General features: G+C 71.8%; 25 protein-coding genes, 1 tRNA gene and 1 pseudogene. 14 read left to right on the top strand and 13 right to left on the bottom strand.

Going from position 1 to position 26,358, the window contains the following annotated elements; genetic code table 11:
• Positions 1-76: 76 nt before the first annotated feature.
• Together ACWGJ2_RS03205 and ACWGJ2_RS03210 are read right to left on the bottom strand one after the other, a co-directional pair.
• Positions 77-1,423: a serine/threonine-protein kinase gene (locus tag ACWGJ2_RS03205; protein ID WP_453344210.1), complete on the bottom strand. Its 1,347-nt coding sequence runs from the start codon at positions 1,421-1,423 to the stop codon at positions 77-79.
• Between the two features lie 107 nt (positions 1,424-1,530).
• Entirely contained in the window at positions 1,531-2,082 is a 552-nt protein-coding gene (locus ACWGJ2_RS03210; protein ID WP_453344211.1) for a helix-turn-helix domain-containing protein, read from the bottom strand.
• 129 nt (positions 2,083-2,211) lie between these two features.
• Here ACWGJ2_RS03210 and ACWGJ2_RS03215 point away from each other — a divergent pair.
• A tRNA-Ala gene (locus ACWGJ2_RS03215) sits at positions 2,212-2,284 on the top strand.
• Between the two features lie 244 nt (positions 2,285-2,528).
• Here ACWGJ2_RS03215 and ACWGJ2_RS03220 read toward each other — a convergent pair.
• Positions 2,529-3,266 carry a GAF domain-containing protein gene (locus ACWGJ2_RS03220; RefSeq protein WP_453344212.1) on the bottom strand — a complete coding sequence of 246 codons (738 nt, stop codon included), beginning with the start codon at positions 3,264-3,266 and terminating at the stop codon, positions 2,529-2,531.
• 370 nt (positions 3,267-3,636) lie between these two features.
• On the opposite strand from ACWGJ2_RS03220, the gene ACWGJ2_RS03225 reads away from it, so the two are divergent.
• From ACWGJ2_RS03225 to ACWGJ2_RS03235, 3 genes are all read left to right on the top strand, one after another.
• Positions 3,637-4,377 carry an ANTAR domain-containing protein gene (locus ACWGJ2_RS03225; RefSeq protein ID WP_453344213.1) on the top strand — a complete coding sequence of 247 codons (741 nt, stop codon included), beginning with the start codon at positions 3,637-3,639 and terminating at the stop codon, positions 4,375-4,377.
• Complete coding sequence (locus ACWGJ2_RS03230) at positions 4,374-5,102, top strand: GAF and ANTAR domain-containing protein (protein ID WP_453344214.1); 729 nt, start codon at positions 4,374-4,376, stop codon at positions 5,100-5,102. The genes ACWGJ2_RS03225 and ACWGJ2_RS03230 overlap by 4 nt, the downstream gene beginning before the upstream one ends.
• A 112-nt stretch (positions 5,103-5,214) precedes the next feature.
• Positions 5,215-5,907: a GAF and ANTAR domain-containing protein gene (locus ACWGJ2_RS03235; RefSeq protein ID WP_453344215.1), complete on the top strand. Its 693-nt coding sequence runs from the start codon at positions 5,215-5,217 to the stop codon at positions 5,905-5,907.
• 129 nt (positions 5,908-6,036) lie between these two features.
• On the opposite strand, the pseudogene ACWGJ2_RS03240 reads toward ACWGJ2_RS03235, so the two are convergent.
• Together ACWGJ2_RS03240 and ACWGJ2_RS03245 are read right to left on the bottom strand one after the other, a co-directional pair.
• Positions 6,037-6,135, bottom strand: a pseudogene (locus ACWGJ2_RS03240) (SDR family oxidoreductase); the annotation flags it as partial.
• Between the two features lie 144 nt (positions 6,136-6,279).
• Positions 6,280-6,879 (bottom strand): TetR/AcrR family transcriptional regulator, encoded by a 600-nt coding sequence (locus tag ACWGJ2_RS03245; RefSeq protein ID WP_453344216.1) that lies wholly within the window; start codon positions 6,877-6,879, stop codon positions 6,280-6,282.
• A gap of 280 nt (positions 6,880-7,159) precedes the next feature.
• On the opposite strand from ACWGJ2_RS03245, the gene ACWGJ2_RS03250 reads away from it, so the two are divergent.
• Entirely contained in the window at positions 7,160-9,838 is a 2,679-nt protein-coding gene (locus tag ACWGJ2_RS03250) for a hypothetical protein (protein WP_453344217.1), read from the top strand.
• A 95-nt stretch (positions 9,839-9,933) separates the two neighbouring features.
• On the opposite strand, the gene ACWGJ2_RS03255 is transcribed toward ACWGJ2_RS03250, so the two are convergent.
• The 5 genes from ACWGJ2_RS03255 to ACWGJ2_RS03275 all read right to left on the bottom strand — a co-directional run bounded on the left by ACWGJ2_RS03255 (position 9,934) and on the right by ACWGJ2_RS03275 (position 14,757).
• Positions 9,934-10,482: a Uma2 family endonuclease gene (locus ACWGJ2_RS03255; protein WP_453344467.1), complete on the bottom strand. Its 549-nt coding sequence runs from the start codon at positions 10,480-10,482 to the stop codon at positions 9,934-9,936.
• Between the two features lie 197 nt (positions 10,483-10,679).
• Positions 10,680-11,279 (bottom strand): HAD family hydrolase, encoded by a 600-nt coding sequence (locus ACWGJ2_RS03260; protein ID WP_453344218.1) that lies wholly within the window; start codon positions 11,277-11,279, stop codon positions 10,680-10,682.
• 24 nt (positions 11,280-11,303) lie between these two features.
• Positions 11,304-12,632, bottom strand: a complete 1,329-nt coding sequence (locus ACWGJ2_RS03265; RefSeq protein WP_453344219.1) for a cytochrome P450 — start codon at positions 12,630-12,632, stop codon at positions 11,304-11,306.
• On the bottom strand, positions 12,611-14,248 hold the full coding sequence (locus ACWGJ2_RS03270) for a prenyltransferase/squalene oxidase repeat-containing protein (protein ID WP_453344220.1): 1,638 nt from the start codon (positions 14,246-14,248) through the stop codon (positions 12,611-12,613). Before ACWGJ2_RS03270 ends, ACWGJ2_RS03265 begins: the two co-directional genes overlap by 22 nt.
• A 221-nt stretch (positions 14,249-14,469) precedes the next feature.
• Positions 14,470-14,757, bottom strand: coding sequence for an ANTAR domain-containing protein (locus ACWGJ2_RS03275; RefSeq protein WP_453344221.1), 288 nt, complete (start codon positions 14,755-14,757; stop codon positions 14,470-14,472).
• Between ACWGJ2_RS03275 and ACWGJ2_RS03280 the strand changes: the two genes are divergently transcribed.
• Positions 14,747-16,132, top strand: a complete 1,386-nt coding sequence (locus ACWGJ2_RS03280; RefSeq protein WP_453344222.1) for an amidohydrolase — start codon at positions 14,747-14,749, stop codon at positions 16,130-16,132. The genes ACWGJ2_RS03275 and ACWGJ2_RS03280 overlap by 11 nt on opposite strands.
• A gap of 137 nt (positions 16,133-16,269) precedes the next feature.
• On the opposite strand, the gene ACWGJ2_RS03285 is transcribed toward ACWGJ2_RS03280, so the two are convergent.
• Positions 16,270-17,028 carry a DUF5324 family protein gene (locus tag ACWGJ2_RS03285; RefSeq protein ID WP_453344223.1) on the bottom strand — a complete coding sequence of 253 codons (759 nt, stop codon included), beginning with the start codon at positions 17,026-17,028 and terminating at the stop codon, positions 16,270-16,272.
• 211 nt (positions 17,029-17,239) lie between these two features.
• Here ACWGJ2_RS03285 and ACWGJ2_RS03290 point away from each other — a divergent pair, with 211 nt between their 5' ends.
• Complete coding sequence (locus ACWGJ2_RS03290) at positions 17,240-17,767, top strand: peptidylprolyl isomerase (protein ID WP_453344224.1); 528 nt, start codon at positions 17,240-17,242, stop codon at positions 17,765-17,767.
• Positions 17,768-17,937: 170 nt separating this feature from the next.
• Positions 17,938-18,822 (top strand): rhomboid family intramembrane serine protease, encoded by an 885-nt coding sequence (locus ACWGJ2_RS03295; RefSeq protein ID WP_453344225.1) that lies wholly within the window; start codon positions 17,938-17,940, stop codon positions 18,820-18,822.
• Positions 18,823-19,216: 394 nt separating this feature from the next.
• On the opposite strand, the gene crgA is transcribed toward ACWGJ2_RS03295, so the two are convergent.
• Positions 19,217-19,480 carry a cell division protein CrgA gene (gene crgA / locus ACWGJ2_RS03300; protein ID WP_453344226.1) on the bottom strand — a complete coding sequence of 88 codons (264 nt, stop codon included), beginning with the start codon at positions 19,478-19,480 and terminating at the stop codon, positions 19,217-19,219.
• Positions 19,481-19,633: 153 nt separating this feature from the next.
• Here crgA and ACWGJ2_RS03305 point away from each other — a divergent pair, with 153 nt between their 5' ends.
• From ACWGJ2_RS03305 to ACWGJ2_RS03330, 6 genes are all read left to right on the top strand, one after another.
• Positions 19,634-20,371, top strand: a complete 738-nt coding sequence (locus tag ACWGJ2_RS03305; protein WP_453344227.1) for a DUF881 domain-containing protein — start codon at positions 19,634-19,636, stop codon at positions 20,369-20,371.
• Positions 20,372-20,395: 24 nt separating this feature from the next.
• On the top strand, positions 20,396-21,166 hold the full coding sequence (locus ACWGJ2_RS03310) for a class E sortase (RefSeq protein ID WP_453344228.1): 771 nt from the start codon (positions 20,396-20,398) through the stop codon (positions 21,164-21,166).
• A 99-nt stretch (positions 21,167-21,265) separates the two neighbouring features.
• Positions 21,266-21,445 carry a hypothetical protein gene (locus ACWGJ2_RS03315; protein ID WP_453344229.1) on the top strand — a complete coding sequence of 60 codons (180 nt, stop codon included), beginning with the start codon at positions 21,266-21,268 and terminating at the stop codon, positions 21,443-21,445.
• Positions 21,445-22,101 (top strand): aminodeoxychorismate/anthranilate synthase component II, encoded by a 657-nt coding sequence (locus tag ACWGJ2_RS03320; protein ID WP_453344230.1) that lies wholly within the window; start codon positions 21,445-21,447, stop codon positions 22,099-22,101. Before ACWGJ2_RS03315 ends, ACWGJ2_RS03320 begins: the two co-directional genes overlap by 1 nt.
• A 527-nt stretch (positions 22,102-22,628) precedes the next feature.
• The gene (locus ACWGJ2_RS03325; RefSeq protein WP_453344468.1) at positions 22,629-23,960 is read left to right on the top strand and encodes a class E sortase; all 1,332 of its coding nucleotides are present in this window, start codon (positions 22,629-22,631) and stop codon (positions 23,958-23,960) included.
• A 43-nt stretch (positions 23,961-24,003) separates the two neighbouring features.
• Positions 24,004-24,813: a class E sortase gene (locus ACWGJ2_RS03330; RefSeq protein WP_453344231.1), complete on the top strand. Its 810-nt coding sequence runs from the start codon at positions 24,004-24,006 to the stop codon at positions 24,811-24,813.
• Between the two features lie 21 nt (positions 24,814-24,834).
• Here ACWGJ2_RS03330 and ACWGJ2_RS03335 read toward each other — a convergent pair whose 3' ends face one another.
• Complete coding sequence (locus tag ACWGJ2_RS03335) at positions 24,835-26,277, bottom strand: hypothetical protein (RefSeq protein ID WP_453344232.1); 1,443 nt, start codon at positions 26,275-26,277, stop codon at positions 24,835-24,837.
• Positions 26,278-26,358: the final 81 nt, after the last annotated feature.

Genomic DNA, 26,358 nt, shown 5'->3' on the forward strand with positions numbered 1-26,358 from the left:
CACCCGCACCGCCCGTTCTCCGTGTACGGGGCGCTGTGGGGGCGGCTGGCGGGCGGGGGCGTGGGGCGTGGGGGCGTCAGACGCTGAGGGCTGCCCAGATGCCGACGGCCAGACAGACGACCGCGACGACGAGCACCGGCACCGCGACCTTCACGGGCGGGCCGGGCCTGTGGGCGGGGCGCGGTGCGGAGGCGGAGGCGGGCGCGGATGCGGCGGTGGGCGCGGATGCGGCGGTGGGGGTGCCGGTGACGGGTGCGCCGGTCACGGGTGCTCCCGTGACGGGGGCCGCGGCGGTGGGGGCTCCGGCCATGGCGTACGCGTGCGGGGCCACCGGGGGAGCCGTGGGGGGAGGCGGCGTGTGTGCGGGGGCGACCGGCTGCGGCGGCTGGAGGGGGTAGCTTCCGGTGGGCGAGGGGGGCGTGGCGGGCACGGGCGGCGCGACGGGCGCGGGCACGGGTGCCTGCCCGGCGAAGCCGCGGGGGGCCGGGCCCGTGGGGCCCTCGGGCCCGAAGCCCTCGGGAAGCGGCCCGATGTGGTCGAAGACCTCGACGGCCTCCCGCCCCGGCGTCGAGCCGGTCGTGCCCGTCGAGCCTGCCGGGCCGGTCGTGCCCGTCGTGCCCGTCGAGTCCGCCGTCAGCAGCTCCAGCGTGGCGGCCAGCGCCTTGCGGGCGCCCGTGGCCGTACGGAAGCGGGCCTCCGGGTCCGGCTGGAGGAGCTGGCCCAGCACCTGCCACAGCGGCTCGGGGACCCCGGCGGGCGCGGGCGGCACGCCGTGCTCGTATTCGGCCAGCAGCGCCATCGAGTCGGGCTTCCTGCCCGTCAGCAGATAGAGCCCCACGAGGCCGACCGCGTACAGGTCGGCGGTGAAGTCCGGCTCGGCGCCCATCATCTGCTCGGGCGCGAAGTAACCGGGCGTGCCCAGCACGTAGTCGGTCTCCGTCAGCCGCGGCTCGCCCTTGCGCATGGAGATGCCGAAGTCCGAGAGGCGCAGATGGGGCCTGCCCTTCCCGGTGGCCTCCAGGAGGATGTTGGCGGGCTTGATGTCGCGGTGCACCACGTCCTCCGCGTGCACGGCGGTCAGCCCCGCGAGGAGCTGGTCCAGCAGCGTGCAGACGAAGGTGGGCGGCAGCGGACCGTAGTCCCCGATGAGATGGGCCAACGACCCCCCGCTGACCAGGTCCATCGTGAACAGGACCTTGTCGTCGTCGGCGGCCCAGCTCGCCGGGGCGAGCACGTGGGGGTGATCGATGCGCAGCGCCTGCTCGCGCACGAAGCGCAGCAGGGTGTGGGCGTCGCTCTGCTGGAGCACCTTGGCCGCTACGTAGCGCTTGCGGCGGTGGTCCCAGGCCCGCCATACGGCGCCGACACCCCCGCGGCCGATCGGATCGATCAGCTCGTACCTGCCGGCGAAGACCTCACCCATGGCTGCTGCGCCATCCCCCTGTCCGCTGTCCCTGTCCGCTTTGAGCGCGCGTGCCCCTGAAACCTCGTACCCGTGCCCGTGCCGTGCTGACGGGCGGGCCGCCCGGCTCAGCTCTGGTGCGACTCGTAGTGCTTGACGGCGTCCGAGGTGCGCCCGGCCCCGTAGACCCGGAGGAACTCTGCCAGCTCCGGGTGCGTGGGGGCGAGCGTGGTGGACGCCTCGATGATGTCGGCGGCGTCCGAGACCGAGCGCAGCAGCGCCTGGATCTCCCGCACCACCCGCTTCACCGGGGTCTGCGAGGCGCCCGAAGAGGCCGCCTGGCCCGTGTTGTTGAGCACACTCCCGCCCGCGGTACGACGGATCTCGTCCATGCGCTGTGTGGCGTCCGCCGCGCTCACGTCCCCCCGCGCGACCTCGGCGGCCAGCTCCTGGAGCGCCTGCACCCGCTGTACCACGGCAGGGTTGCCGATCTTGGCGCGCTGACCGCTCATGAGCTGGGAAAGCATCGGCGCGGAGAGGCCGAGCACCGTCGCGAGCCTGGCCTGGTTCAGCCCCAGATCGTCGATAAGCTTCCGAAAGAGCGTCCCCAGCGGCTCCCCGTACCACTGACTCTGTAGCTCTCGCGCCTTGGCCGTCGCTTCCTGTTGTGCTGCGTCCATCACGTCTCCCCTGGACTCCCCATGTCGCTTCGCTGACGCGAACTTGCGGTGCATCCTACGGAGGGTGATGGGCACGGGGCGATACCCGGTCGGAATTCAACGACCGGAGCCGGTACTCTAGTGCGCAGCGGGGCCTTAGCTCAGTTGGTAGAGCGCTGTCTTTGCATGGCAGATGTCAGGGGTTCGACTCCCCTAGGCTCCACGCTCCGAGAGGCCGTCCGACCTGGAAAACACAGGTCGGACGGCCTCTCCGTGTTCGTCACGTCAATACCGTGTCAACACGCCTCTGTCGTACGGAGGAGCGGGCCGTCTTCGTGCTCGATGAGCCCCGAGCCGCAGAGGCTGCCTACGAGCACTCAGCGCCCACAGTGCGGGCACCGCCCGCTGGGCCGCCCGCGGGTCGGCACGACCACGCCGTGCTCCCTGTCCGCTCGGGCCGGTGGTTCTCAGTTCTGCGGGGGGTCGGCCGGGGGCAGGTCGGGGAGGCGCAAGTGGTCGTCGACGACGGCGTGGGCGAGGGTGGTCAGATCGGTGTCCTGGGTGTGGGCGTGAGCGCGCAGCAGGGCCAGGGCCTGCCCCGTGGTGAGGGCGTGGCGGTAGCTGATCTTGCCGATGGCCTGGTGGACGACGGCGTCGACGGGCAGGAGCCAGGCGTGGACGAGGTCGTCCCCGGTGGGAGCGGCGGTGGTCAGGAGCAGGAGGTCGGCGGCGTGCGCGTGGTATTGGGCGGTTTGCAGGTCGGCCTCGGAGAGGGGGCCGGGCCAGTTGCGGTAGAGCGTGAGGACGAGCCCGGCCTGCCGTGCCGGGTCGGCGCCGTTGAGGACGGGCAGGGCGAAGACGGCGCGGATGCCGAGGGCCCTGGCCTGCCGGGCGTACAGGGGCCACGCTCGCGTGGTGTCGGGGTTGTCGATGTCGTCGGCGTGGACCCGCGTGCGCCGGCTCAGGGCCTGGACGCAGGGACCTTCCCCGAGACTGACCTGCAATCTTTCACCGTGCTCGGCCAGGGGGCCGGTGGCGCACAGCGAGACCCGCTGCGCGAGGGCCGCGTCCGCGGCCAGGGTGAGTCCCACCGCGTACGCGCCGTGCAACGCGGCGTGGCACGCCTCGCCGACGCGCTGGGCCGGGCGGGGATCGCCCACGAAACGGGCGGCCAGGACGACGGCCTCCGGCCGGGGCGCCGTCATGGGGAAACCGGTGCGGGCAGAGGCACGCCTGTGGGCGTGGGGCAGGGGTGCGTCGGGGCGTGCATCGGGGCGTTCCGATCTCCGGCATTCACCGCCGATGCTGCCCCGACCGGAAGCCAATGTCAGGGGGAGGGTGTCGCCTGCGGGCAGCTTTGTCTCCACCGTACGCCCCGCCGTGGCATGCCACAGGAAGCACAGACATCCCGACACTTGTTTTATGCACGTCTCTGACCCGGACCTTTTTGCCCTGCGCCTTCCGCTGCTCGGCGCTCAGGGCGCCGGGCGCGCCTAGACTGAGACGGTCGGGAGTCCGCCCCTTGCCCTGCGGGGGCCGCTGATGCGAGGTCGCCGGGCTGGGGAGTGAGGACGGATGGTGAGCAGCGGCTTGGCCGCCGTGCTGGGGAGCCTGCAACCCCCTCCCGGCGCTACCGGCCTGATCGGGGCCGATCCGAGGCTGTGTGCCCAGGTTCTGCGCGTGGACGGCATCGCCGCCTCGGTGGCGACGGACAGCCCCCTGAGCGAAGTGGTGTGGTGCTCCGACGGCGTGAGCGCGCGCCTGGAGGACCTCCAGTTCACCCTGGGCCAGGGGCCGGGGCCGGAAACGAGCGCTTCCTGCGCGCCGGTCATGGTGCCGGACCTGGCCCAGGTGCCGGACAGCCGGTGGCCCGCGCTGCTGCCCGAGGCCACCGCGCTGGGGATCGGCGCGATCTTCTGCTTCCCGCTGTCCGTCGGCTCCGCGTGCCTGGGCACCCTGACCCTGCAACGCGCGGCGCCGGGCCCGCTGCCGGACGCCACGACGACAGATGTGTGGCTGGTGGCCACCGCAATGGCCGCCGTGCTGCTGAAGGGCGGCCCGCAGCAGGACGCCTTCGCCGCCGCGGAAGGGGGTTCGGAGTTCTACCGGGCCGTTGTCCACCAGGCCAGCGGCATGGTCAGCGCGCAGGCCGGAGTGTCCCTGGCCCAGGCACTCCTGCGGCTGCGCGCCCACGCCTTCCGCCACAAACGCTCGGTGACCGAGGTCGCCGGGGACGTGGTGGCCAGGCGACTGAGCTTCCGAGACGATGAAAACGAGCCGGACACCACCGCCGGTGAAGGGACTGACGGGGCATGACACGTGAGGAACATCTGCTGGCGGCCATGGTCGACGCCGTCGACACGCTCGTCGACGACTTCGACCTGATCGACTTCCTGCACCAGTTGTGCGAACGCTGCAACGAGCTGCTCGACGTCTCCGCCGTGGGGGTCATGCTCGCCGACCCGGGCGGCGAACTCCAGGTCATCGCCGCCTCGGACGAGCACACCAGGCTCCTGGAACTGTTCGCCCTCCAGATCGAACAGGGGCCGTGCGTGCAGTGTCACCGCAGCGGTGCCGCGCGGTTCAACATCCGCCTCGACTCCGACGAGCAGACCGCGGAGTTCCGACGGTTCGCCGAACGCGCCCGCCAGGCCGGTTTCGTCACCACCCACGCCCTGCCCATGCGCCTGCGCCAGCAGGCCGTGGGCGCCATGAACCTCTTCGACACCCGCCAGCAGGACCTCAGCGCGGCCGACGCCCGCGTGGCGCAGGCGCTCGCGGACGTGGCGACCATCGCCATCCTTCAGCAGCGCACCATCATGCACGGCAACATCGAACGAGCCCAGCTACAGGCAGCCCTCTCCAGCCGGATCATCATCGAACAGGCCAAGGGCATCCTCGCCCAGCGCTGGAATACCGACATCGACGCCGCCTTCGACGCCCTGCGCCGGCACGCTCGCAACCACCAACTGCCCCTCAGCAGACTATGCCGACAGGTCGTCGACGGAACCCTCGACACCAGCACCATTCAGCGCCCCTGACCCCTCCCCCCACACACCGCTGCCGTATCGATCCGCTCCTTCTGCCGCCCCGGACCCCGGCGGAAGGACGTGTCCCTCCCGCCATACGGCGCAACCCCTGCCGGGACACCTCATGGACAACGACCACTACGCCGCGGCGTGGAACCGTATCGGCACCGCCGCCCTCACCGAGGGCTTCACCCTCACGACCGCCTGCAAAGCCTGCGCGGACGACCTGGAATCCGACTTCGCCGGTGCCACCCTGATCACCGCCGGTGAACTGCGCCTGCTGGCCGCGGCCACCGACGAACGCGCCCGGCTCGTGGAAGACGCCCAACTGACGACCGGGGAAGGCCCGTGCACCGACGCCTTCGCCCACTGTGCACCTGTCGAAGTGACGGACCTGCACCACACGGCCACCCGCTGGCCCGCCTACACCCCCATCGCCTGCGAACACGGCGCCCGCAGCGTGCTGGCCCTGCCTCTGATCATCGGCGCCCTGGCCGTCGGCGCCATGGACCTCTACCGCCGGGAGCCCGCCCCCTTCACCCCGGCACAGAAACACCGGGCCGACGCCTACGCCCGCATCCTCGCCCTCCTCTCCCTGGCCGAGCACCCCCACCTCCTCACCCACCAGCCCCGCCCCGTCCGACGCGGACCACAGGGCTACCCGCCCGCCGTCCACATGGCCGCCGGTGTCCTCGCCGAAAAGTACGGACTCACCCCCGACGACGCCCTCGCCCGCCTCCGCGCCCACGCCTTCCGCCACGACCAGCCCCTCCTCCACACCGCCCAGCACGTCCTCGACAACCAACACCTCGACTAAGAGCCTGTGTGAACAGCGGCATACGCGACGAGGCCCACGCTGCCGTCTGCTTCGGCTTCGACGACGCCGGAGCGATCGAGCGCGTCGAGGTATACGCCGGCTTCGTCCCCTTCCCCGACGGTCAGAACCGGACGCGTCCGAGGCGAGGAACGTCGTCACCGCGGCGATCTCCTCGGGCTCGGCGAGGCGGCCCAGGGGGACGCCCTCTTCGGCCTGCTTGAGCACTTCGGCGCAGCGCATACGGGGGCGCGGTCGGCGGGCTCGTGGTGGGTGGGTGGGTGGGTGGCGCGCGGCGTGAAGGCGCACCTGACAGGACTCAGGCCCGTAGGGCTGATGGCGGTTCCAGGCCGGCCGGCGGGTGGCGGGTGGCCGCTACCGCGGCGCGGGGGCGGGCAGGAGCCGCGCCAGAGCGGACTGCGCTGCCGCGGTGAGGGTGTCGATGTCCGTGCCGGTGCGTCCGAGGGCGATGAGGCCGAGCTGGGCGACGAGAACGGTGCGGGCGGTCTCGGCGGGGTCCGCATCGGGGGCGAGGTCTCCTTCGCGCCGGGCCCGCTCCAGCGCCTCGGCGAGGATGGCGGTGATCGCGTCGTAGCTGCGGCGGGCCTCGGCGGCCACTTCCGGAGTGCTGGTGGCGAGTTCGGCGTTGCTGTTGGCCAGCAGGCACCCTCGACGCGCATCTGCCCCAGTGGGGTCGGCGGCCGGGCTCAGCACGAACTCGCGCACCAGGTCGATCCCTCGCGTCGCGGACTTCAGGCGCTCGCGCAGCACCCGCAGGTTCGCGTTGTCGTAATCGCGCAGCACCCGCAGGAACAGGTTTCGCTTGTCTCCGAACGCGCCGTACAGACTGCCCTTGCCCAGCCCGCTGACGCGCAGCAGATCCTCCAGAGATGTCGCCGCGTAGCCCTTGTCCCAGAACTCGTCGCGGACAGCGAGAATCACACGCTCTTCGTCGAACTTGCGAGGCCGGGCCATGTCCTCATCGTATGGGTTCTGGACTGTACCGGCCATAACGGGTTCGCCCCTCCGCGCGGTAGCCGGAGCGGTCGGGTCCGGTGCGTGCTGGTGGGCGGGCGGGGGGCGACGTGCGGTGAGGGGTGCGGGTGGGGCTCCGACGGATGGAGTGACGTCGCGTAGACGGCATAGCCGAATTTGTCGGGCGGCCGACAGCGTAGCCGGGGGCATGTGCCCGCTCTAGCATCCCTGGCCCAGGGCCTTTCCGGGGCCCGTAGAGCAGGGGGTAGTCGTGGGTTTCATGAGGCTCAAGACGACCGGTTTCCAGGCGACCGTGCCGACGCCGGGGGAACCGTGGGAGACGCTGTTCGTGCGGGATGACAGGGTCGCGGTGATCAACACGACCGGGCTGGCGTGGGAGGGCCCGCTCACGAGTGTGTACAGCGGGGAGTTCGCGGCGCTGCCGGAGCCGTTCGCGAGCAACAGCGACGGCGCGCTGATGCTGCCCCGTGAGAGCGAGGAGGCCACGGTCTTCTTCGCCGGGGGCCAGGCCCTGAAGTGGGGCTGGACCAGCGGGGAGCTGTTCCGGGGGCCCGTCACGGCCCTGCCCGGCCTGGGCCAGATGATCCCGGCCGGGTACCTCGGTGAGGTCGACGCGATCATCCAGCTCCCGGACGACCAGGACGGGCGTCGGCTGACGCTGCTGTTCAAGGGCTCCCGGTGTGCGCTGATCGCCTGGGGTGACAAGGTCCGCTACGAGGGCCCCATCACCGGGCTGACCGTGGGCGCGAGGTGGAACGAGCTGCCCGCCGAGTGGACCAGCGACCTCGACCACGCGTTCCCCCTGGAGAACAGCGGCGCGGGCTACGAGATCTGCCTCGTCAAGGGCGAGCAGGCGCTGGTCTTCAACTGGCAGCGCGGCTGGCGGACGCGGGGCACCTACGCGCAGGCGCTGCCCCGTCTGGCCGCGCTGCCCGCCGCCTACCAGCGGCCGCGGCTCCCGGCCGCGGGACGCTTCGCGGGGACCTCGGGCGGGACGCAACTGGACTTACGCGTCGACTTCCAGGGCCCGCTGCCGGTGGTGAGCGGTGACCTGTTCACCGTCTCCGGCTCCACCACCTCGTACAACAACTCTTTCGTCCTGGACGGCACCCAGGCCGTACCCGCGCTTCCCGCGGTCGTCGCCGGTACCGCGACGTTCGCCTACGCCGCCGCCATGCCGAAGGTGTCGGTGGCGGTGAGCAAACTGGCTCCGGGCGGCACCGCCACCGTCACCCTCAGCAGCGACGACGGCACCAGGACACAGAGCTTCACCTGCTCCTACGTCTCGCGGTTCCTGCGGACCATCGACTGGGAAGTCGACACCATGGCCACCACAGCGGCCTTCGGCCAGGTCTCGACCACCGACTATCCGCGCCCGCCAGGGCTGGGCAAACGCCTGCTGACCGTCCCCGCCGCCTACGCGGACGCCGGTATCGAACTACGTCAACTGGCGGCCGGACAGGTGCCCGTCAGCGACGCGGGCGCCGACCTGAAGTGGTCGGACGCCGAGCTGCACGCGGCGATGCTCCAGCACTTCAGCGGCTACAGCGAGACCCAGCAGTGGAAGCTGTGGACCTTCATCGCCACGCAGTACGCCGACGTCGAGGGCGTCCTGGGCACCATGTTCGACGACGTCGGCCTCCAGCGGCAGGGCATGGCGGTCTTCCACACCGAACAGGTCAGCGGAGGACGCGCCGGAACCCGCAGGGAGCTGCGCACCTACGTCCACGAGATGGGCCACGCCCTGAACCTGCTGCACTCCTGGGACAAGGCCGACGCCACTCCGCCGCAGCCCCTCGGCCCGCGCGGCGGCTACGGCGACCTGTCCTGGATGAACTACGACCACAAGTACCAGGGCCCGGTCAACAGCGGAGAGGACGCCTACTGGGCGGAGTTCTGCTACCAGTTCACGCCGAGCGAGCTGCGGCACCTGCGGCACGGCTTCTACTACAGAATCGTCCCCGGGGGCAACGACTTCATGTTCGGCGCCGCCGACCAGGCCGCGCCCCCGCAGCTCGCCGTTCCGCTGTCCGACGAGACCGGGCTGCGGCTCGAACTCACCGGACGGGACACCTTCGCCTACGGCGAGCCCGTCGTCGCCGAGGTGAGGCTCTCCCTGGACGGCAGCAGGCCGGAGGCCGAGGTCGCCCCCGGGCTCAGCCCCAAGAGCGAGAACCTGACGTTCCTCATCACCGGCCCGGACGGCACCACCCGCCCCTTCCGCCCGATGGCCCGCACCTGCGGCGACCACGACGCCCGCGTCACCCTCGACGCGAACACGCCCGCGCTCTACGACAGCGCCTACCTCGGCTACGGCGCGACGGGGCTCACCTTCGGCCAGCCCGGCGCGTACCTGCTGCGGGCCGTGTACCGCTCGCCCGACGGCTCCCGCGTCGTCTCCCCGCTCAAGACCCTCAAGGTCCGCTACCCGCTGAGCGCCGACGACGAGCGGGCCGGTGAGCTGCTCATGGGCGACCAGCAGGGCGCCCTGCTGGCCCTGCTGGGCTCCGACAGCCCCTACCTCCAGGCGGGCAACGACGCGCTGGAGGAGCTGCTGGCCCGCTACGGCGACCACCCGCTGGCCCTCTACGCCCGGATGGCCAAGGGCACCAACGCCGGACGGCACTTCCTCACCTTCGGCGAGGAGGGCATCGGGGTACGCACCGCCGACACGCCCACCGCCGTCCAGGAGCTCGGGGCGGTCGTCGACACCACCCTGGACAACAGCACCCCGGCCGGCGTGGACAACCTCACCCTGAACCTCACCATGCGACGGCTGGCCCGCGCCCACGCACGCGGCGGCGACCTGAAACAGGCCGACGTCGTGCTCGACCAGCTCGTGGACGCCTTCCGCGACAAGAATGTCCCGCGGCCGGTCCTGGCCACCATCACCGAGCAGGCCGAAACCACCCGCACCACACTGCACGACCAGGCATAGCCCCTCCGCCTGCCGTGCCCCCTGTTCACGCCACTCCCAGGACGCGTGAACAGGGGGCACCACCTCAGACGCCTGTTCCGGCGCTCCCGTCAGCGTCAGGGCACGAGAGTGGTGAGGCCGGTGTCGAGGTCGAACGGTACGGAGACCTTCAGGCGGTCCCGGTGGATGCCGGTGGGCACATAGGTGCTGGTCAGGACGTCGAGTTCGTAGGTGTGGACGGCGGGGGCCCCGGCCTCGTCCTCGACGCGCCAGAAGTGGGCGATCTTGGCCTGGGCGTACTTGAAGGGCTTGAGGGAACGGTCGCGGTCGGCTGATTCCTCCGAGACGACCTCGATGACGAGAGCGACGTCCTCGGGTGCGTACCAGGTGCGGTCGGGATCGTACGCGGCCGTGGTGACCAGGATGTCGGGCTCGGGACGGCTCTTGTTGTCGAGTCGGACGGTCATCTCCCGCTCGACCTCGAACCTCGCGGGAGCCGCCTGGCGCAGAGCGAACGTCATGTTCTCCACGAGCCGGGAGTGCCAGGACCGCTGCGGCGACGTCCTGAAGACCAGGGCTCCGTCGATCAGTTCGGTGTGCCGTGGTGCCTGGGGAAGGTGGTCGAGGTCGTCGGCCTCCCAGCCGCCGGGCCTGGGCGGGATCATCCAGTCGGGGAGGTCGGCGGTCACGGCTTCCTCCAAGCGCTCCGCAAGAAGCGGTCATGGGCCCTGATCCAGATCGCGTACGCGGGTCACGCACTTGGCGCGTCAGCGTAGTCGACGCCGCCGCTCGGCGGCCGGTCCGCACGGCTCCCCGCTCCGCTGGGCCGCACCGGCACGCGCCCCTTCGCTGCCGCAACAGCTCACCGCCAGGGCCGGTGCCGGATGTCGATCACGTGCATGCCCGCGGCCGTGGCCGCGGTGACGCCGTCGTCGGTGTCCTCGTGGGCGAGGCATTCGCGAGGGCTGACGTCCAGCAACCGGGCGGCGCGCAGATAGGGGTCAGGGGCCGGTTTGGTCCGGGCTACGTCGTCGCGGCCGACGATGGTCCAGGGGATGTCGTCCAGCCCCACGATCGACAGCCCGTGGCGCACGATGGCGGCGTAGTTGGCGGTGACCACCGCGACCGCCGCGTGGGCCGCGGCCGTGCGCACGGCGGACGCTGCCGCGGCGATCGGCCGGATCTGGTCGGTGTGCGCGAACCAGTAGGCCCTGGCCGCTTTGACGAAGGTGTCGTCGGGCAGGGCGGCAGGGGAGATGCCGAGCCGACGGCGGAGTTGGGGGGCGGTGAACGCGGGCCTGGCCGTGAGCCAGTCGCGGGAGACGGTGATCCCGTGGTCCGCCAGTGAGGCCAGGACCGCGCCGTGGTTGACGTCGGCCGTGTCGGCCAGGGTGCCGTCGAAGTCGAATGCATAGGCGGCGTAGGAGGCGTAGGCGTACGCGCCGTCGCGGTCGTGCGTCATTCTCACCACCTCGGGTGTTCCGGCTCAGGGCGCGCAGACCACGGGCAGTTCGGCGATGCCGTAGACGACCTTGTGCTCGTGGGTACGGATGCGGTGCGGGTCGGCGGCCAGCCGCAGACCGGGGAAGCGGCGCAGCATCGTGGTGAGAAGGGTGCGCAGCTCGATGCGGGCCAGCTGTTCACCCAGGCAGTGGTGCGGTCCGTGTCCGAAGCTGAGGTGCTTGGCGGCGTTGGGGCGGTGGGGGTCGAAGCGGTCGGGGTCGGTGAACCGGGCGGTGTCGCGGTTGGCCGCCGGCAGGTGGAGGACGACGCGGTCACCGGTCTGGACGGGCTGACCGGCGATGTCCAGCGGTTCGCGGGCGACACGGAGCAGCCCGAACTGCAACACGGTCGCGAACCGCAGTGTCTCCTCGATGACGCCGTCGACCAGCTCGGGCTGTCGGCGCAGGGTGTCCCACAGCCGGGGCGGCCGGAGCAGGAGGAGGACGGCCAGGCCGATGACGTTGGCGGTGGTCTCGTGTCCGGCGATGAGGATGAGCTGGCCCAGGGCGACGATCTCGTCGTCGGTCAGCGGTGTGCCGTCGGCCTGGGCCTGGGCCTGGACGAGCCCGCCCAGCAGGTCGTCGGCCGGTGCGGCGCGCTTGGCGTGGACGAGGCTCAGCAGATACGCCTTCATGTCCGCCTTGCTGGTCAAGAGCTGTTCTCGGGTGCGGTCGAGCGAGAGCAGTTCCGCGGTGAGCCGGTAGTAGAGATCGCGGTCCGCGTACGGGACGCCGAGAAGTTCGCTGATCACCAGGGACGGTACGGGCAGCGCGACGGTTTCCATCAGGTCGGCCGGCTGGGCCGCGTCGGCCAGCGCGTCGAGGTGTGCGTCGACGATGTCCTGGATGTGCGCGGCGAGCAGGTTCATGCGGCGTGCGGTGAACTGGCGGGTCACCAGCCGGCGCAGCCGGGTGTGGTGCGGCGGATCGCTGGTGAGCAGGTCGGACGGGCGCAGCGCGGCCATCTCCTCGGAGGAGATGAGGTGTGCTCTGACGTGGGAGTTCAGGTGCGGGCGCCGGGAGCTGAGCCGGGGGTCGGCCAGGCCGGCGCGTACGTCGTCGTACCGGGTGACCAGCCAGCCCGGCGGTCCGTCGGGGAACGCGAGCGGCGCCACCGGAAGTTCGGTACGCAGCCGCTGGAAGCCCGGGGGCAGGTCCGCTGGACCGGGCCTGTCGACGGGCAGTGTGATCGGCGCGTGGCCGGGTCCGGTGCCAGGTCCGGTGCCAGGTCCGGTGCCAGGTCCGGTGCCGGTGTTCTCCGGCGTGGGGACGGTGCTCATCCGCACCTCGCTCACTTTCCTGTCGGGCTCCACCGGTTCCTCCACCGGTTCCGCTGCCAGTTCCAGTCGTCGTCGCTGCTGGCCAGCGCCAGCAGGGCCCAGATGTCCGTGAAGACCGGCGCGTCGAACAGCAGCGGGCGGGGAGCCACCTGGTCGGGCGGCGCGGTGAAGGAGCCGTCGGAGCGCTGGCGGCGCAGCAGGTGTGCCACACCCGTGCGCACCGTCGGATCCTGGTCCACGCGTCGGCCCATGGCGGACAGGGCGAGCAGGGAGTAGCAGGTGCTGGTGACGTCGCTGGGGCTGCCGGGCCTGTGTCCCCAGCCGCCGTCGCTGTTCTGCGCCCGGACGAGGAACGCGTGAGAGGCGGCGCTCGCGCGGTCGATGCGCTCCCCGAGCGCGGCGCGGGTCACTTCGGGCATCGAGTGCAGCGCCCACATCGCCCGCCAGACCGTGTTGGCCTCGCTCAGGCTCCAGCTCCGCTCGAACGTGCCGTCCTCGTGCTGGGCGTCGAGCAGCCAGCGGGCCGCGCCGTCCAGCAGGTCGGCGTGTGTGGTTCCGTCCCAGGCCAGCGCGCTGACCCCGCCCCCGGTCATGCCGACCTCCGAGGGGTCGCCCCGCATGTAGGTGGGGAACCCGCCGTCCTGTCCGGCGATGCCCCGGAAGTATCCGGCGGCGCGTGCCAGTGCCGACTGGTGGCGGACCGGGTCGACGGTGGCGAGGCACGCCGCGGCGTACGAGCTGGCGTCCACGTCGCTGTGCCGCATGTTCTCGCCGAACGTCCAGCCGCCGTCCGGCATCTGCTGGTCGACGAGGTAGTCGCACAGCCGGTTCAGCAGCGCGGGTTCCGCTTTCGCGCGCGCCAGCGCCAGCCCGGCGGGCCCGGTGCTGAACACGTCCAGGTTCGTCATGCTGGGCACGCCGCCGTCCGGGTTGCGCGATGCCACCACCGCGGCGACGCCCTCCGCCACCAGCGGATGTCCGGGGGCGAACTGCTGCACGGCCAGGAGGGCCAGCAGGTGCGCGGCGACGTAGTTCTCCCACACGGGCGCGCGGCTGGAGCCCAGCAGATCCAGCAGACGGTCCCGCTCCAGGTCGCTGACCTGCGAGGACGAACCCAGTCCGTGCGCGACCAGTACCCGGACGCTGAGCATGATCATCTCGATCCAGGCGACGGTGTTGTCCCCGCCCCGGGCCTCCCCTCGGACCGGACGCAACATCGACGGCTCGAAGGGGACGGCGCCCGCCACGGCCAGATAGACGTCGAAGAGCAGCCGCTTGCGTGCGAGGGTGAAGTGGTCGAAGCCTGCCAGCAGTTCTTCTGAGACCACGTCCGTGGTGGCCGTCCTCGCGTGCAGGGCCGCCTGCGCCAGAGCCGCGTCGTATCCGGTGGTCCGGGCCGCCGGAGTCTCCAGGTACTCGGCGAGTTCCCGCGCCTCCTGGGGGTGGCTGCCGCGACGGCGCAGCAGCACGAGCAGGAGTGCCGATTCCAGTGCCCGGCTCCCGCAGGGCCGTCGCACAGCGCCGTCGGCGTCGACGGCGGCACTCAGGTGGGCGGAAAGCCGGGCCCGGGCGGCCAGGAGTCCGGCCGGGGCCGGCTCCGCCGTGCGGGCCGGGCCCGTGCCGATGCCGTCGCACGCGTCCTGCGTCATCGTCACGCTCCTCTGTCGCCCGGCCGCGAAGCCCGGCCAGTCGTTCTGTGTCACGGGAGGGGGCGCCGTCGGCCGGGTCAGCGCGACGGGCCCTCTGTTCCGTGCATGCCACCCGGGTCTCCGGCGGAACGCGAGGAGCGGACGAAAAAACGCTGAACGGAGTGAAACCCCGTGTTCACAGCTCCCGTCGCACAGCGCCCCCTCGTCACACAGCGCCCCCGTCACACCGCCTCGTCCGGGACCAGCTCCTTGTCGATGACCTCCTGGGCGACCTGCGTCAGCCGACGGTGGTGGCGGCGGGCGTGGGCGCGCGTGGTGTCGAAGGCCGCGTTCACGCTGGTGCCCAGGCGCACGGCCAGGACGCCCTTGGCCTGTCCGACGGTGACGCGGCTGTGCAGCACGGTGCGGAGCTGGACGGCGGTCGTACGGTGTGCGCCGATGTACCCCCGATGCCTCGTCCGCTGGGCGCCGCGCACCCCCGTCGCCGAGGCTGGGGAGATGGACAGCACACCCTCAGGACCCCCGCACGACGCACCGTCAGAGCCCTCGCACGACGCGCCGTCAGGAACCCGGCCGACGAGCCCCGCAGAGCCGGGCGCCAGGACCGTCGCGTCCGTGGTGCGGCGGCGGCTGGGGGAGATCCGCTCCGGGCTGGAGGAGCTGTACAAGGACCTGCACAGCCACCCCGAGCTGTCCTTCGCCGAGACCCGCACCGCGGGCGTCGTCGCCGGGGAGCTGGAGCGGCTCGGCTTCCAGGTGCGCACGGGCGTGGGCCGTACGGGCGTCGTCGGCGTCCTGCGCAACGGCGAGGGCCCGACGGTGCTGCTGCGGGCCGACATCGACGCGCTGCCGGTGCGGGAGCAGACGGGCCTGCCGTACGCCAGTACCGCGACCGGCACCGACCCGGACGGCAAGCAGGTGCCCGTGGCGCACGCCTGCGGGCACGACATGCACATCACCTGCCTGCTCGGCGCCCTCGACCTGCTGGCGGGGGACACGGACCAGTGGTCGGGGACGCTGGTGGGAGTCTTCCAGCCCGCTGAGGAGGTCGGGGGCGGCGCGCGGGCCATGGTGGACGACGGGCTCTTCGAGGAGATCGGCGACCCCGACGTCGTGCTCGGCCAGCACGTGGCGCCCTTCCCCGCCGGGCTGCTCGCCTGCCATCCGGGCCCGGCACTGGCCGCGTCTGACGGGCTGCGGGTCCGGATGTTCGGTAAGGGCGCGCACGGCTCGCGGCCCGAGTCCGCCGTGGACCCCGTCGTCATGGGCGCCTCGACGGTGCTGCGGCTCCAGACCGTCGTCTCCCGCGAGATCGCGGCCTCCGACACGGCCGTACTGACGGTGGGAGCCTTCCACTCCGGTACGAAGGACAACGTCATCCCGGACGAGGCGGAGCTGTTGATCAACATCCGTACGTACACGGAGGACGTACGGGCGACCGTGCTGGCGGCCGTCGAGCGGATCGTGAAGGCGGAGGCGTCGGCAGCGGGCGCGGAGAGGGAGCCCGAGATCACCCCGGTCAGCGCCTTCCCCGTGCTGGTCAACGACGCGGAGGCGGCGGCGCGTACGGTCGCGGCGCTGCGCGGCCACTTCGGCGAGCAGGCCGTGCTCGATCCGGGTCCGGCGACGGCCAGCGAGGACTGCGGCGTACTGGGGACGGAGTCGGGCGCTCCGGTCTGCTACTGGTACGTGGGCGGCTGCGACCCGGAGATCTACCGCGCCGCCGAGCAGTCCGGCACCACACCCCGGGACATCCCCTCCAACCACTCGCCGTTCTTCGCGCCCCTCATCCAGCCCACCGTCGACACGGGCGTACGGGCCATGACCGTCGCGGCGCTGACCTGGCTGGGCCGGGGGCACGGGCACGCCCCTCCACAGCGCTGACCCGGTCCCGGCCCCGGTCCCGGCCCCGGTCACCTCGGCAGCACGGTGGGGACGGACAGCACGGTGGGGACGGACGACGATTCCGCCCGTCCCCACCATGTGCCGGCGCTGTGTCAGCGCGGCAGCGCCTCAGCGCGTCACCGCTCGTCGGCCTCCGCCTGCTTCGCCTGGACCTCCGGGTCCAGCTCGCCCTCGCGGGACCCGGCCGCGGCTGCGGCCCCGGCCCCGGTCCCGGCGGACGTGCTGTCCACCGAGCTGAGGGGCGAGCGGTCCCCGACCTCCGTCGCGGCCGGGGGCTCGACCAGCCAGTCCGGGTTCGCCTGCTTGTCCCACCAGCGCCAGGCGGCGTACGCACCGCCCGCCAGCAGGCCGAGCACCCCCAGCCGCTTGGCCAGCCGCCCCGTACGGGCGCGGCGGGCCTGACGGCGGGTGATCTTCTCGATGTCCTTCGGCGTGACCTGACCGCGCAGCGCGGCCAGCGCGGCGGTGCCGCGCGAGGCGGCCTCGTCGCGGGCCGGACCGGCGGCGGCGCGCGCGTCCGCCACGGCGTGCTCGATCCTCGGCGCCGCGTACTCCCCCGCCTTGCGAGCCGCGCGCCGCGTCCGCTTGGCGGCCCGGCTGGCGGCCTTGTCCAGCTCCGGAGGCAGCGCCTCACGGGCCTGCGCGACACGGGGGGCCATGTAGCTGACGGAGCGGTCGTAACCGTCGCGCGCTGTCGTACGGGCGTGCCGCGCGGCAACCGAAACCTTGGGCCCCAGCCGCGCACCCGCCTCGTGGGCGTAATGGGCGGCGGTGTCCCGGGCGGTTCCCGCGTAGGGCGCCACCACCTCCGCCGCGTGCCGCACACTCTCCTTCGCGTTGCCGGTCGCGGCGCGCACGCTGTCCTTGCGGGTCACGGGTTCCTCCTCATTGGTGGCGTGTCGTTCAGGGCTCGGGGGATTTCCTCCGAGGAGACACACTGTCGCTTTCCACCCGATTCGAAGATCATGCCTGGCTACGCCCGTTCCGGCATGTCAGGTGAGCGCATCCGAGGCATTCGGCACCGTTCCGGTCCCAGCGTCCGTGGGAGGATCGTCGGAGTCAATGCAGACAGATGGAAGGTAGATCGTGGCTGAGCAGCTCTACGCCACCCTGAAGACCAACCACGGCGACATCGTGGTCCAGCTCTTCCCGAACCAGGCGCCGAAGACGGTCAAGAACTTCGTCGAGCTGGCGGAGGGCTCCCGCGAGTGGACCCACCCCGCGACCGGCGCGAAGTCGACGGACAAGCTGTACGACGGCACGGTCTTCCACCGGGTGATCAGCGGCTTCATGATCCAGGGCGGCGACCCCCTGGGCAACGGCACCGGCGGCCCCGGTTACGAGTTCGGCGACGAGTTCCACCCGGACCTCGCCTTCGACAAGCCCTACCTGCTGGCCATGGCGAACGCGGGCCCCGGCACCAACGGTTCGCAGTTCTTCCTCACCGTCTCGCCCACCGCGTGGCTGACGGGCAAGCACACCATCTTCGGCCAGGTCACGGACCCCGCGGGCCAGAAGGTCATCGACGAGATCGCCGCGGTCGGCACCAACCCGCGCACCGACCGTCCGCTCCAGGACGTCGTGATCGAGTCGGTCGTCATCGAGCGCCGCTGAACCACGGGGCCGCCGAGGCGCTGAGCCACCACGCGGCGCCCGCCACGCCCCATCTCACGGGCCCCGCCGCGCGGGGGCCCGGGAACTGTTCCGCCCCGCCCGTCCGTAGAAGGGACAGGCGGGGCGGGGTCTTCCGCCGCGCGGACGCCGGAGTCGGAGGGGACTGAGCGATGGAGGAGCAGCAGCACCAGCCGCAGCGGTCGGTGGCGAGCTGCTATCGGCACCCGGACCGCGAGACGGGCATCCGCTGTGCCCGCTGCGAGCGGCCCATCTGCCCCGAATGCATGATCCCGGCCTCCGTCGGATTCCAGTGCCCCGAGTGCGTCAGGACCGGCTCGGGCACCGGACACTCGCGCGCCGCGAATCAGCCGCGCACGCTAGCCGGGGGTTCCCTGGCGTCCGATCCCCGCCTGGTCACCAAGATCCTGCTCGGCGTCAATGTCGCCGTCTTCGTCGCGGTGCTCGCGCTCGGGGACAGGATCGTCGAGGATCTGCTGCTGTTCGGCAGAGCGGCCACGGAGCAGTTCGGGCCTGTGGAGGGCGTCGCCGAGGGGCAGTGGTACCGGCTGCTGACGTCGGCCTTCCTGCACCAGGAGCCCTGGCACATCATCATGAACATGCTGGGCCTGTGGTTCCTCGGGCCGCCGCTGGAGGCGGCGCTCGGGCGGGTGCGCTTCACCGCGCTCTATCTCCTCGCGGCGCTCGGCGGCAGCGCGCTGACGTTCTATCTCGCGTCACCGGGACAGGGCTCGCTCGGCGCCTCGGGCGCGATCTTCGGGCTCTTCGGGGCCACGGCCGTGCTGATGCGGCGGCTCCAGTACGACATGCGGCCGATCCTCATCCTGCTGGCGATCAACCTGGTCTTCACCTTCACCTGGTCCGGCATCGCCTGGGAGGCCCACATAGGGGGCCTGGTCACGGGCGCCGTGATCGCTTACGCCATGGTGCACGCGCCGCGCGAGAAGCGGACGCTGGTGCAGTACGGGGCGTGCGCCGCGATGCTCCTCGTGATCGTCGCGGTCTGCGTCGTCCGCACGCTCCAGCTCACCCCGTAGTCCGCACGGGCCCCACCGCGTAGCCCATGCGGGGGATAACCCTGCCCGTGAGCCCCTCCGGCGGGCCAGGAGGGGCCATGGAAGGGGGAGTTGTCCACAGCAAGCGCCGGATCTTGTGCATAGGGCGGGGAACGGCTGTCCAGGCTCGCTCAAAGGTGCGTTTTCCCAGCGAGACAGGGGTGGCGGCCGGAGGGCGAGACGGGTACCCGATCACATCGGCGTCAACCTCAGCGAAGTTATCCACAGATCTTGTGAAGTTTTCCAGCCCTGTGGATCAGCCTGTGGATAACTCCGCCCGAGAAACGCTTCTGCGGCACCTGACCGGGGCCTGACCGGCGCCTCAGCGGCACCCCCAGCAGAGCCTCACCGGCACCTCACCGGCGCCGGAACCCGCTCACTTCCACTGGGTGGAGACCACGAACCCCGCGGCGATGAAGCCGAAGCCGACGACGATGTTCCAGTTCCCCAGGGCGTCGACCGGCATCGAGCCCTCGGTCACGTAGAACACGACGATCCACGCGAGTCCGAGCCCGAACATCGCCAGCATCAGCGGGGCCACCCAGCGGCGTCCACCGCCGCTGAGGTCGATCTCGGTCGCCTTCTTCTTCTCCGGGGGAGGTGTGAAGTCGTCCTTCTTGCGGATCCGTGACTTCGGCACGAGAGACTCTCCTGTCGATGCGCTTCGTGACCGCGCTCTGGTTCTTCCCCTCGGCCCGTCCGTGGACATGTCCCTGGACGTGGCCGGGAGGAGTGACGCTGTGGTGGTCCGTTAGCGTAGTGCTTCCCCGCGGCGGAGGGAGACAAGGGTACGGTGACCAGATTGCGCATCCGTCCTGTACGGCTGGCCACGCTCGGGGTCTTCGCACTCGCCGGGCTCATTTTCTGGGTCAGTTTCAACACGGCCCAGGGCACCAACATCCGCTCCGACGACTCCATGCTGCGCCTGTCCGACCTGATCCAGGAGCGGAGCAGGAAGAACGCGGAGCTGGACGCCTCGGCCGCCGCCGTCCGCGCGCAGGTCGACTCGCTCGCGAAGCGGGACAGCGGCAGCAGCGCGGCGGAAGAGAGGAAGCTCACGGGCCTGGAGAAGGCCGCGGGCACCAGAAAGGTCACCGGGGAGGGCCTGAGCGTCACCCTGGACGACGCGCCGTCCGACGCCACCGCGCAGGTCCCCGGCGTCCCCGAGCCCCAGGCGAACGACCTCGTCATCCACCAGCAGGACCTCCAGGCCGTGGTCAACGCGCTGTGGCAGGGCGGGGCCAAGGGCATCAAGATCATGGACCAGCGGCTCATCTCCACCAGCGCGGTCCGCTGCGTCGGCAATACGCTCATCCTCCAGGGCCGCGTCTACTCTCCGCCCTACAAGGTCACCGCGGTGGGCGACCAGGAGAAGCTGCGCCGTGCCCTGGACGCGTCACCCGCGATCCAGAACTACATGCAGTACGTCGACGCGTACGGGCTCGGCTGGAAAGTCGACGAGCCCAAGGCGGTGACTCTTCCCGGCTACTCCGGCACAGTGGATCTCCACTACGCGCAGCCCAAGGAGTGAGCCGAGCGGAAGTGAGTGACAGCCGTGGCGTTACGAGCCGTTGTCAGGACCTTCAGCGAACTGTGCATCACCGTCGGCGTCGTCATCGTGCTCTTCGTCGTCTACTTCCTCTACTGGACGGGAGTACGGGCCGACGACGCGGGTGACGGCGAGATCGCCCGCCTCCAGGACCGCTGGTCCTCGGGACCCGTCGCGGGCGGCGGAGCGGACTCCGGCGCCGGTACGGACGCGGACGCCGACGGGCGCACGGGCGGCGGCACGGGGGACGCGGGGAGCGACGGGGCGGGGTACGGGAAGCAGGCCGCCTACGAGGACGGCCGCTCCTTCGCCGTGATGTACGTCCCGCGCTTCGGCTCCGACTGGGCCAGGCCCGTACTCCAGAACACCGACAAGCTGACGCTGCGCAAGGGCCTCGGCCACTACACGGACAGCGCGAAGCTGGGCGAGAAGGGGAACTTCGCCGTCGCCGGGCACCGCCGCACGTACGGCGACCCCTTCAAGGACTTCCCCCGGCTGCGTCCGGGCGACGCGGTCGTCGTGACCGACGGGAAGACCTGGTTCACCTACCGCATCGACAACCGCCCGTATCTGACACTGCCCAGCGACGTCGGCGTGCTCGCCGACGTGCCGAAGCCCGTCGACCCGGCCGCGACCCCCTACCGCGAGCCCGGTCGTTACCTCACTCTTACGACCTGTGATCCAGAGTGGGGAAGCAGTCACCGGCTGATCGCCTGGGCCCATCTGGACGCCACCCAGCCCGTTGTGGAGGGAAAACCCGAGGCACTGACGGATTGACGGATTGACCGGCTGAGGCCACGCCCCGGGGCACCGCACCGTACTCTGGTGGGCGCGCCTGGACGGCGGGCGCGGAGACGGAAAGGACGGCATCGCGGGATGTACGGCTGGATCTGGCGGCATCTGCCGGGCAACACCTACGTACGCGCGCTGATCTCGCTCGTGCTGGTGCTCGGCGTCGTCTTTCTGCTGTTCCAGTACGTCTTCCCGTGGGCGGAGCCGATGCTCCCCTTCAACGACGTCACCGTGGACAACGGTGGCGGGGCAGGGGCTGGCTGATGGCCGCGCGCATCCTCGTCGTGGACAACTACGACAGCTTCGTCTTCAACCTCGTCCAGTACCTGTACCAGCTCGGCGCCGAGTGCGAGGTCGTCAGGAACGACGAGACCGAGCTGCGCCACGCCGAAGAGGGCTTCGACGGCGTCCTGCTCTCGCCAGGCCCCGGCACCCCCGAACAGGCGGGCGTCTGCGTCGGGATGGTGCGTCACTGCGCCGCCTCCGGCATCCCGGTCTTCGGGGTCTGCCTGGGGATGCAGTCGATGGCCGTCGCCCACGGCGGGGTCGTGGACCGGGCGCCCGAGCTGCTGCACGGCAAGACCTCACGGGTGAGCCATGACGGCACCGGCGTCTTCGCCGGGCTGCCCTCGCCCTTCACCGCCACGCGCTACCACTCCCTGGGCGTCGAACGCGACACCCTGCCGGACGAACTGCGCGTGACGGCATGGACGGACACCGGGCTGGTGATGGGGCTTCGGCACCGTGAACTGCCGGTCGAGGGAGTCCAGTTCCACCCCGAGTCCGTCCTCACCGAGTGGGGACACCTGATGCTCGCCAACTGGCTGGGCGAATGCGGGGACGCGGGCGCCGTCGAGCGCTCCGCCGGACTGGCGGCGGTGGTCCACCATGCCGAGGGCAAGGGGTTGATCGCCACGTGACGGCGGTGCGCCCGGAGCACGAGGAGAGTGCTTACGGGGGCTCGTACGGCGCCTCGTCCGGGGGTTCTGAAAGTGAGCCGTACGGGCGGGATCGGCGTGGGCGCGGCCAGGAGCGGTACGACGGGCACGAGGCCCCGGACGCGTTCCAGGCCGCTGTCGACGCGCTGGCGGATCCGCTCAACGATCCCCTTCCGGGGCCGTCCGGGCACCCGGGTCCGGCTGGCCCGGTGGGGCCTGTGGGCCCTGTGGGGCCGTCCGGTGCGACGGGTCCGGGGCAGGACGCGACGGGATCCGCGCGGGAGCCCTCGCCGGGCGGGCAGGGGCAAGGGCAGGGACAGGCGCGGGGGCAGGACGGGCCCGTATCGCCCTGGTTCAGGCCGCACCGGGCTCCAGAGACGGACCCCGCACCACCGTCGGCGCCCACGCCTGCGCCCGCCCCCACGCCCGCACCGTCGCAGGCGCAGGCGGAGCCCGTATGGCAGCCCGTCGACCCGCTGACCGACCCCCTCCCCGGCCAGGAGGGCTATGTGCCCCCGGCCTCCCCGTACGGCGGGACGGCGGCCCCCGGGCAGGCCCCAGGACAGGCGCAGGGCCGGCACGCCCCGGCGCACACACAGGCGCGTGGGCAGACACAGGCGCCCCAGGAGGCACAGGCGCCGCTCCAGGGCCCCGGGAGCGGCGGAAGCACCGGGACGGCGCAGGCGCCTCCGCCAGGCCGACAGCAGCCCGTACAGGGCTCCGAGGGCGCGTGGTCACCCGTCGACGGGCCGATACCGGCGCCCCAGCCCACCCAGCCTGCCCAGCCCGACCGGCCCACGGTCGGCTGGGGCCACTCCGCCACCCCGGCACCGGCGCCCGCACCCGCGTCCGCACCGGCCGCCGACCTCACCGAGACGGCCGCGCTGCCCGTCGTCGGACGCGAGACCCCCGCCGCCGCGCCCGCTGCGCCCTCCGCCGAGGACGACCGTCGCACCGTCGGGCTCCGGAAGCCCACCGAGGCGGAACTCGGCGGCCGGGCCGCGCGCCGTCGCGCCGCGCAGGGCCGGGGGCGGGCCGAACACCGCGACCGCGCCGCCCGTGGCCGCGCGGACAAGACCCCGCCGCCCGCACCGCGCCCCGCCGGCACCCGGCTGGAGGCGAGACGCGCGGCCCGCGCCGCCAAGGACGGGCCCGCGATCATCGCCAGCCGCTTCATCGGCGAAGCGTTCATCACGGTCGGCGTGCTGATGCTGCTCTTCGTCGCGTACCAGCTCTGGTGGACGAACGTCCTCGCGGGCCAGCAGGCGGGCGGCGCGGCCAGCGACCTCCAGGAGCAGTGGAAGGACGACAAGGGCGACAAGCAGCCCGATCCCGAGCGCGCCGCCGGCGAGTTCGCGCCCGGCGAGGGCTTCGCCATCATCCACATCCCGAAGATCGGCATCGACTCCCCCATCGCGCAGGGCGTCTCCAAGAAGCAGGTCCTCGACAAGGGCATGGTCGGCCACTACGACGAAGAGCCCCTCAAGACCGCGATGCCCTGGGACAAGAAGGGCAACTTCGCGCTGGCGGGCCACCGCAACACCCACGGCGAGCCGTTCCGCTACATCAACAAGCTGGTCGCGGGGGACGAGATCGTCGTGGAGACGGCGAGCAAGTTCTACACGTACGAGATGACCAACCGCCTCCCCTCCACGTCCCCGTCCAACACGGGCGTGATCGGGCCGGTTCCGCCCCAGTCGGGCTTCAAGGAGCCCGGGCGCTACATCACGCTGACCACATGTACCCCTGAGTTCACTTCCAAGTACCGTCTGATCGTCTGGGGCAAAATGGTCGACGAGCGTCCGCGGAGCAAGGGGAAGCCGGACGCCCTCGTCGAGTAGACGGGTCGGGTCGGGAAGCGTCGGAAGAGCGGGGCGGTACGCGGTGGCAGAGACCGAGCACGACGAGAAGGCCACCGCGCCCGAGCCCGAGCCCGCATCGGAGGCCGGGACCGAGGCCGAGGCCAAGTCGAAGCCCGAGCCCGAGCCCGCCCCCGCGCCCCAACCCCGCCGGAAGGGTTCGGCGCGGGGCCGGATAGCCATGGCCGTGGGGGTCTTCGGCGAACTGCTCATCACCGCGGGCCTCGTGCTGGCCCTCTTCGTCGTCTACTCCCTGTGGTGGACGAACGTCCTCGCTGACCGCGAGGCCAAGCGCGAGGGCGACAAGGTCCGCGAGAGCTGGACCGCCGACCGCGGCCCCGGCAACCTCGACACCAAGGACGGCATCGGCTTCCTGCACGTGCCGTCGATGTCCGAGGGCGACGTGCTGGTGAAGAAGGGCACCGACCCCAAGGAGCTGAACCAGGGCATCGCGGGCTACTACACGAAGCCCGTCAAGTCCGGGATGCCGCAGGACCAGTCGGGCAACTTCTCGCTGGCGGCCCACCGCGACGGCCACGGCGCGAAGTTCCACGACATCGACAAGATCGAGAAGGGCGACGCGATCGTCTTCGAGACGAAGAACACCTGGTTCGTCTACAAGGTGTACGCGACGCTCCCGCAGACCTCCAAGTACAACGTGGACGTCCTGGACCCGGTCCCCGAGGAGTCCGGCAAGAAGGACGACGGGCGCTACATCACGCTGACCACGTGCACGCCCGTCTTCACCTCCAAGTACCGCTACGTGGTGTGGGGCGAGCTGGAGCGGACCGAGGACGTCGACGAGAAGCGCACGCCCCCGGAAGAGCTGCGCTAGTCCGCTCCAGCGCCCCCCTTCTCACTGCCAGCCGTTTCCCGACGGCGGATACCCGTACGGCTGGGGTCGCTGGGCGTGCTGCTGGGGATGAGGCGCGGAGGCGACGGTCGCGTCGCGTCCCGCCCGCCGCCGCGCGATCAGCGTCCAGGCGACCAGCACCAGGATCAGCCCGGCCCCCACGCCGATGCCGGTGACGGCCACCACCCGGAGGGTTCCGCTCCGCTCGGCCTCCGCCGCGCTGAGCCCCTCCTCCGCCTGCTCCCTGTCGTCCTCGCTGACGCCGAACCCGGCGGCCACCGCGTCCCCGTCGTACGCGGGAGCCTCCTTCGCCTTGCCCCGCACGTCCACGCGGAGGGTCAGCGGCGCCGACTTCTTGAAGTACTTCGCCAGCTCGGGGGAGGCCGTCACCTCCAGGTAGTACCAGCCCGCGAAGGGCGCCTCGGCGCCCGAGTTCGCGAAGCGGTTCCCGAAGTCCACGACGGGGGTGTACGCGCCGACGGACGCCGACTCCGCGTGGTAGTCGGTGAAGTCGTCGTCCTCGAGCTGTCCGCGTGCCGGGTTGTACGCGGTGAGGCCCAGCGCGTTGAAGACGGTGGGCGGGAACTCGCCGCCCCCGCTGGAACTGCTCAGCTCCACGCTGGTGTTCAGCCGCTGCCCCCAGTCGACCGGCACCCGGTAGAAACGGGTCTCGCCCGGCTCGATGGCGTCCTTCCACACCCCTGTGGAGAGCGCACCCGCGTCGTTGAAGCCGGTGCCGCCCTTGGCCTGCTTCTTGGCGCTCCCGGTGACCGGCGCGGGCGGCTCGTCGTCGGCGCCGTTGTCGCCCGGCGCGGTGGGCACGCTGCCCTTGAGACCCGGCTCGGACATGTAGCGCAGTTCCAGCGGCCAGCGCCCGCGCCCCGACGTGTCGGAGCCCACGCGCTCGACGGAGAGGAGGTACGGGCCCGCCTTCTGGCAGTCGTCGTCGGCGCCCATGAGCCGCGAGGCGGTACCGGCTATCGGGTACGACCGTCCGCCCGCGCGGAACTGGGGGTCGTCCGAGCCGCACTCGTCCCCGTCGACCGTCTCCAGGCTGATCTCCAGCCCCTCGCCGACGGTCTCCACCTTCGATCCCGGCTCGGGCGCCGCCACGGCGGACAGGAAGGCGCTGCTCTTCGCGTCGAGGTTGACGCTGTAGTACCGCTTCTCGTCGCGCCCGATCGTGTCCCGGTAGGTGCCCGGCTTGAGCTCGGGTCCGTCCCCGCTGCTGGCCGCGCCCTTGATCTGCCGCGCGTCCTCGGCGATCCCGTACCCGGGCACGTCGGTCCCGCCCGCTTCGTCCGCCGCCAGCGCTGAACCGGGCAGCGCGGCGACCAGGCACAGCGCCAGCACCGCCGCCGTGCCGCCGGGCACGCCACCGGCCCCTCGTACGGCCGCCCGCTCACGGGCGTTCGGGGAGCGTCCCCCGGAAGATGTCAGTGCCACGCGCCACCCCTGCCGTTCCCTCGACTGCCGTTCAGCGGCGGCTCCATCCTGCACCGCGGTGCCCACCGCCGTCCGCCGGTA

The organism is Streptomyces sp. NPDC054796, assembly GCF_053611545.1.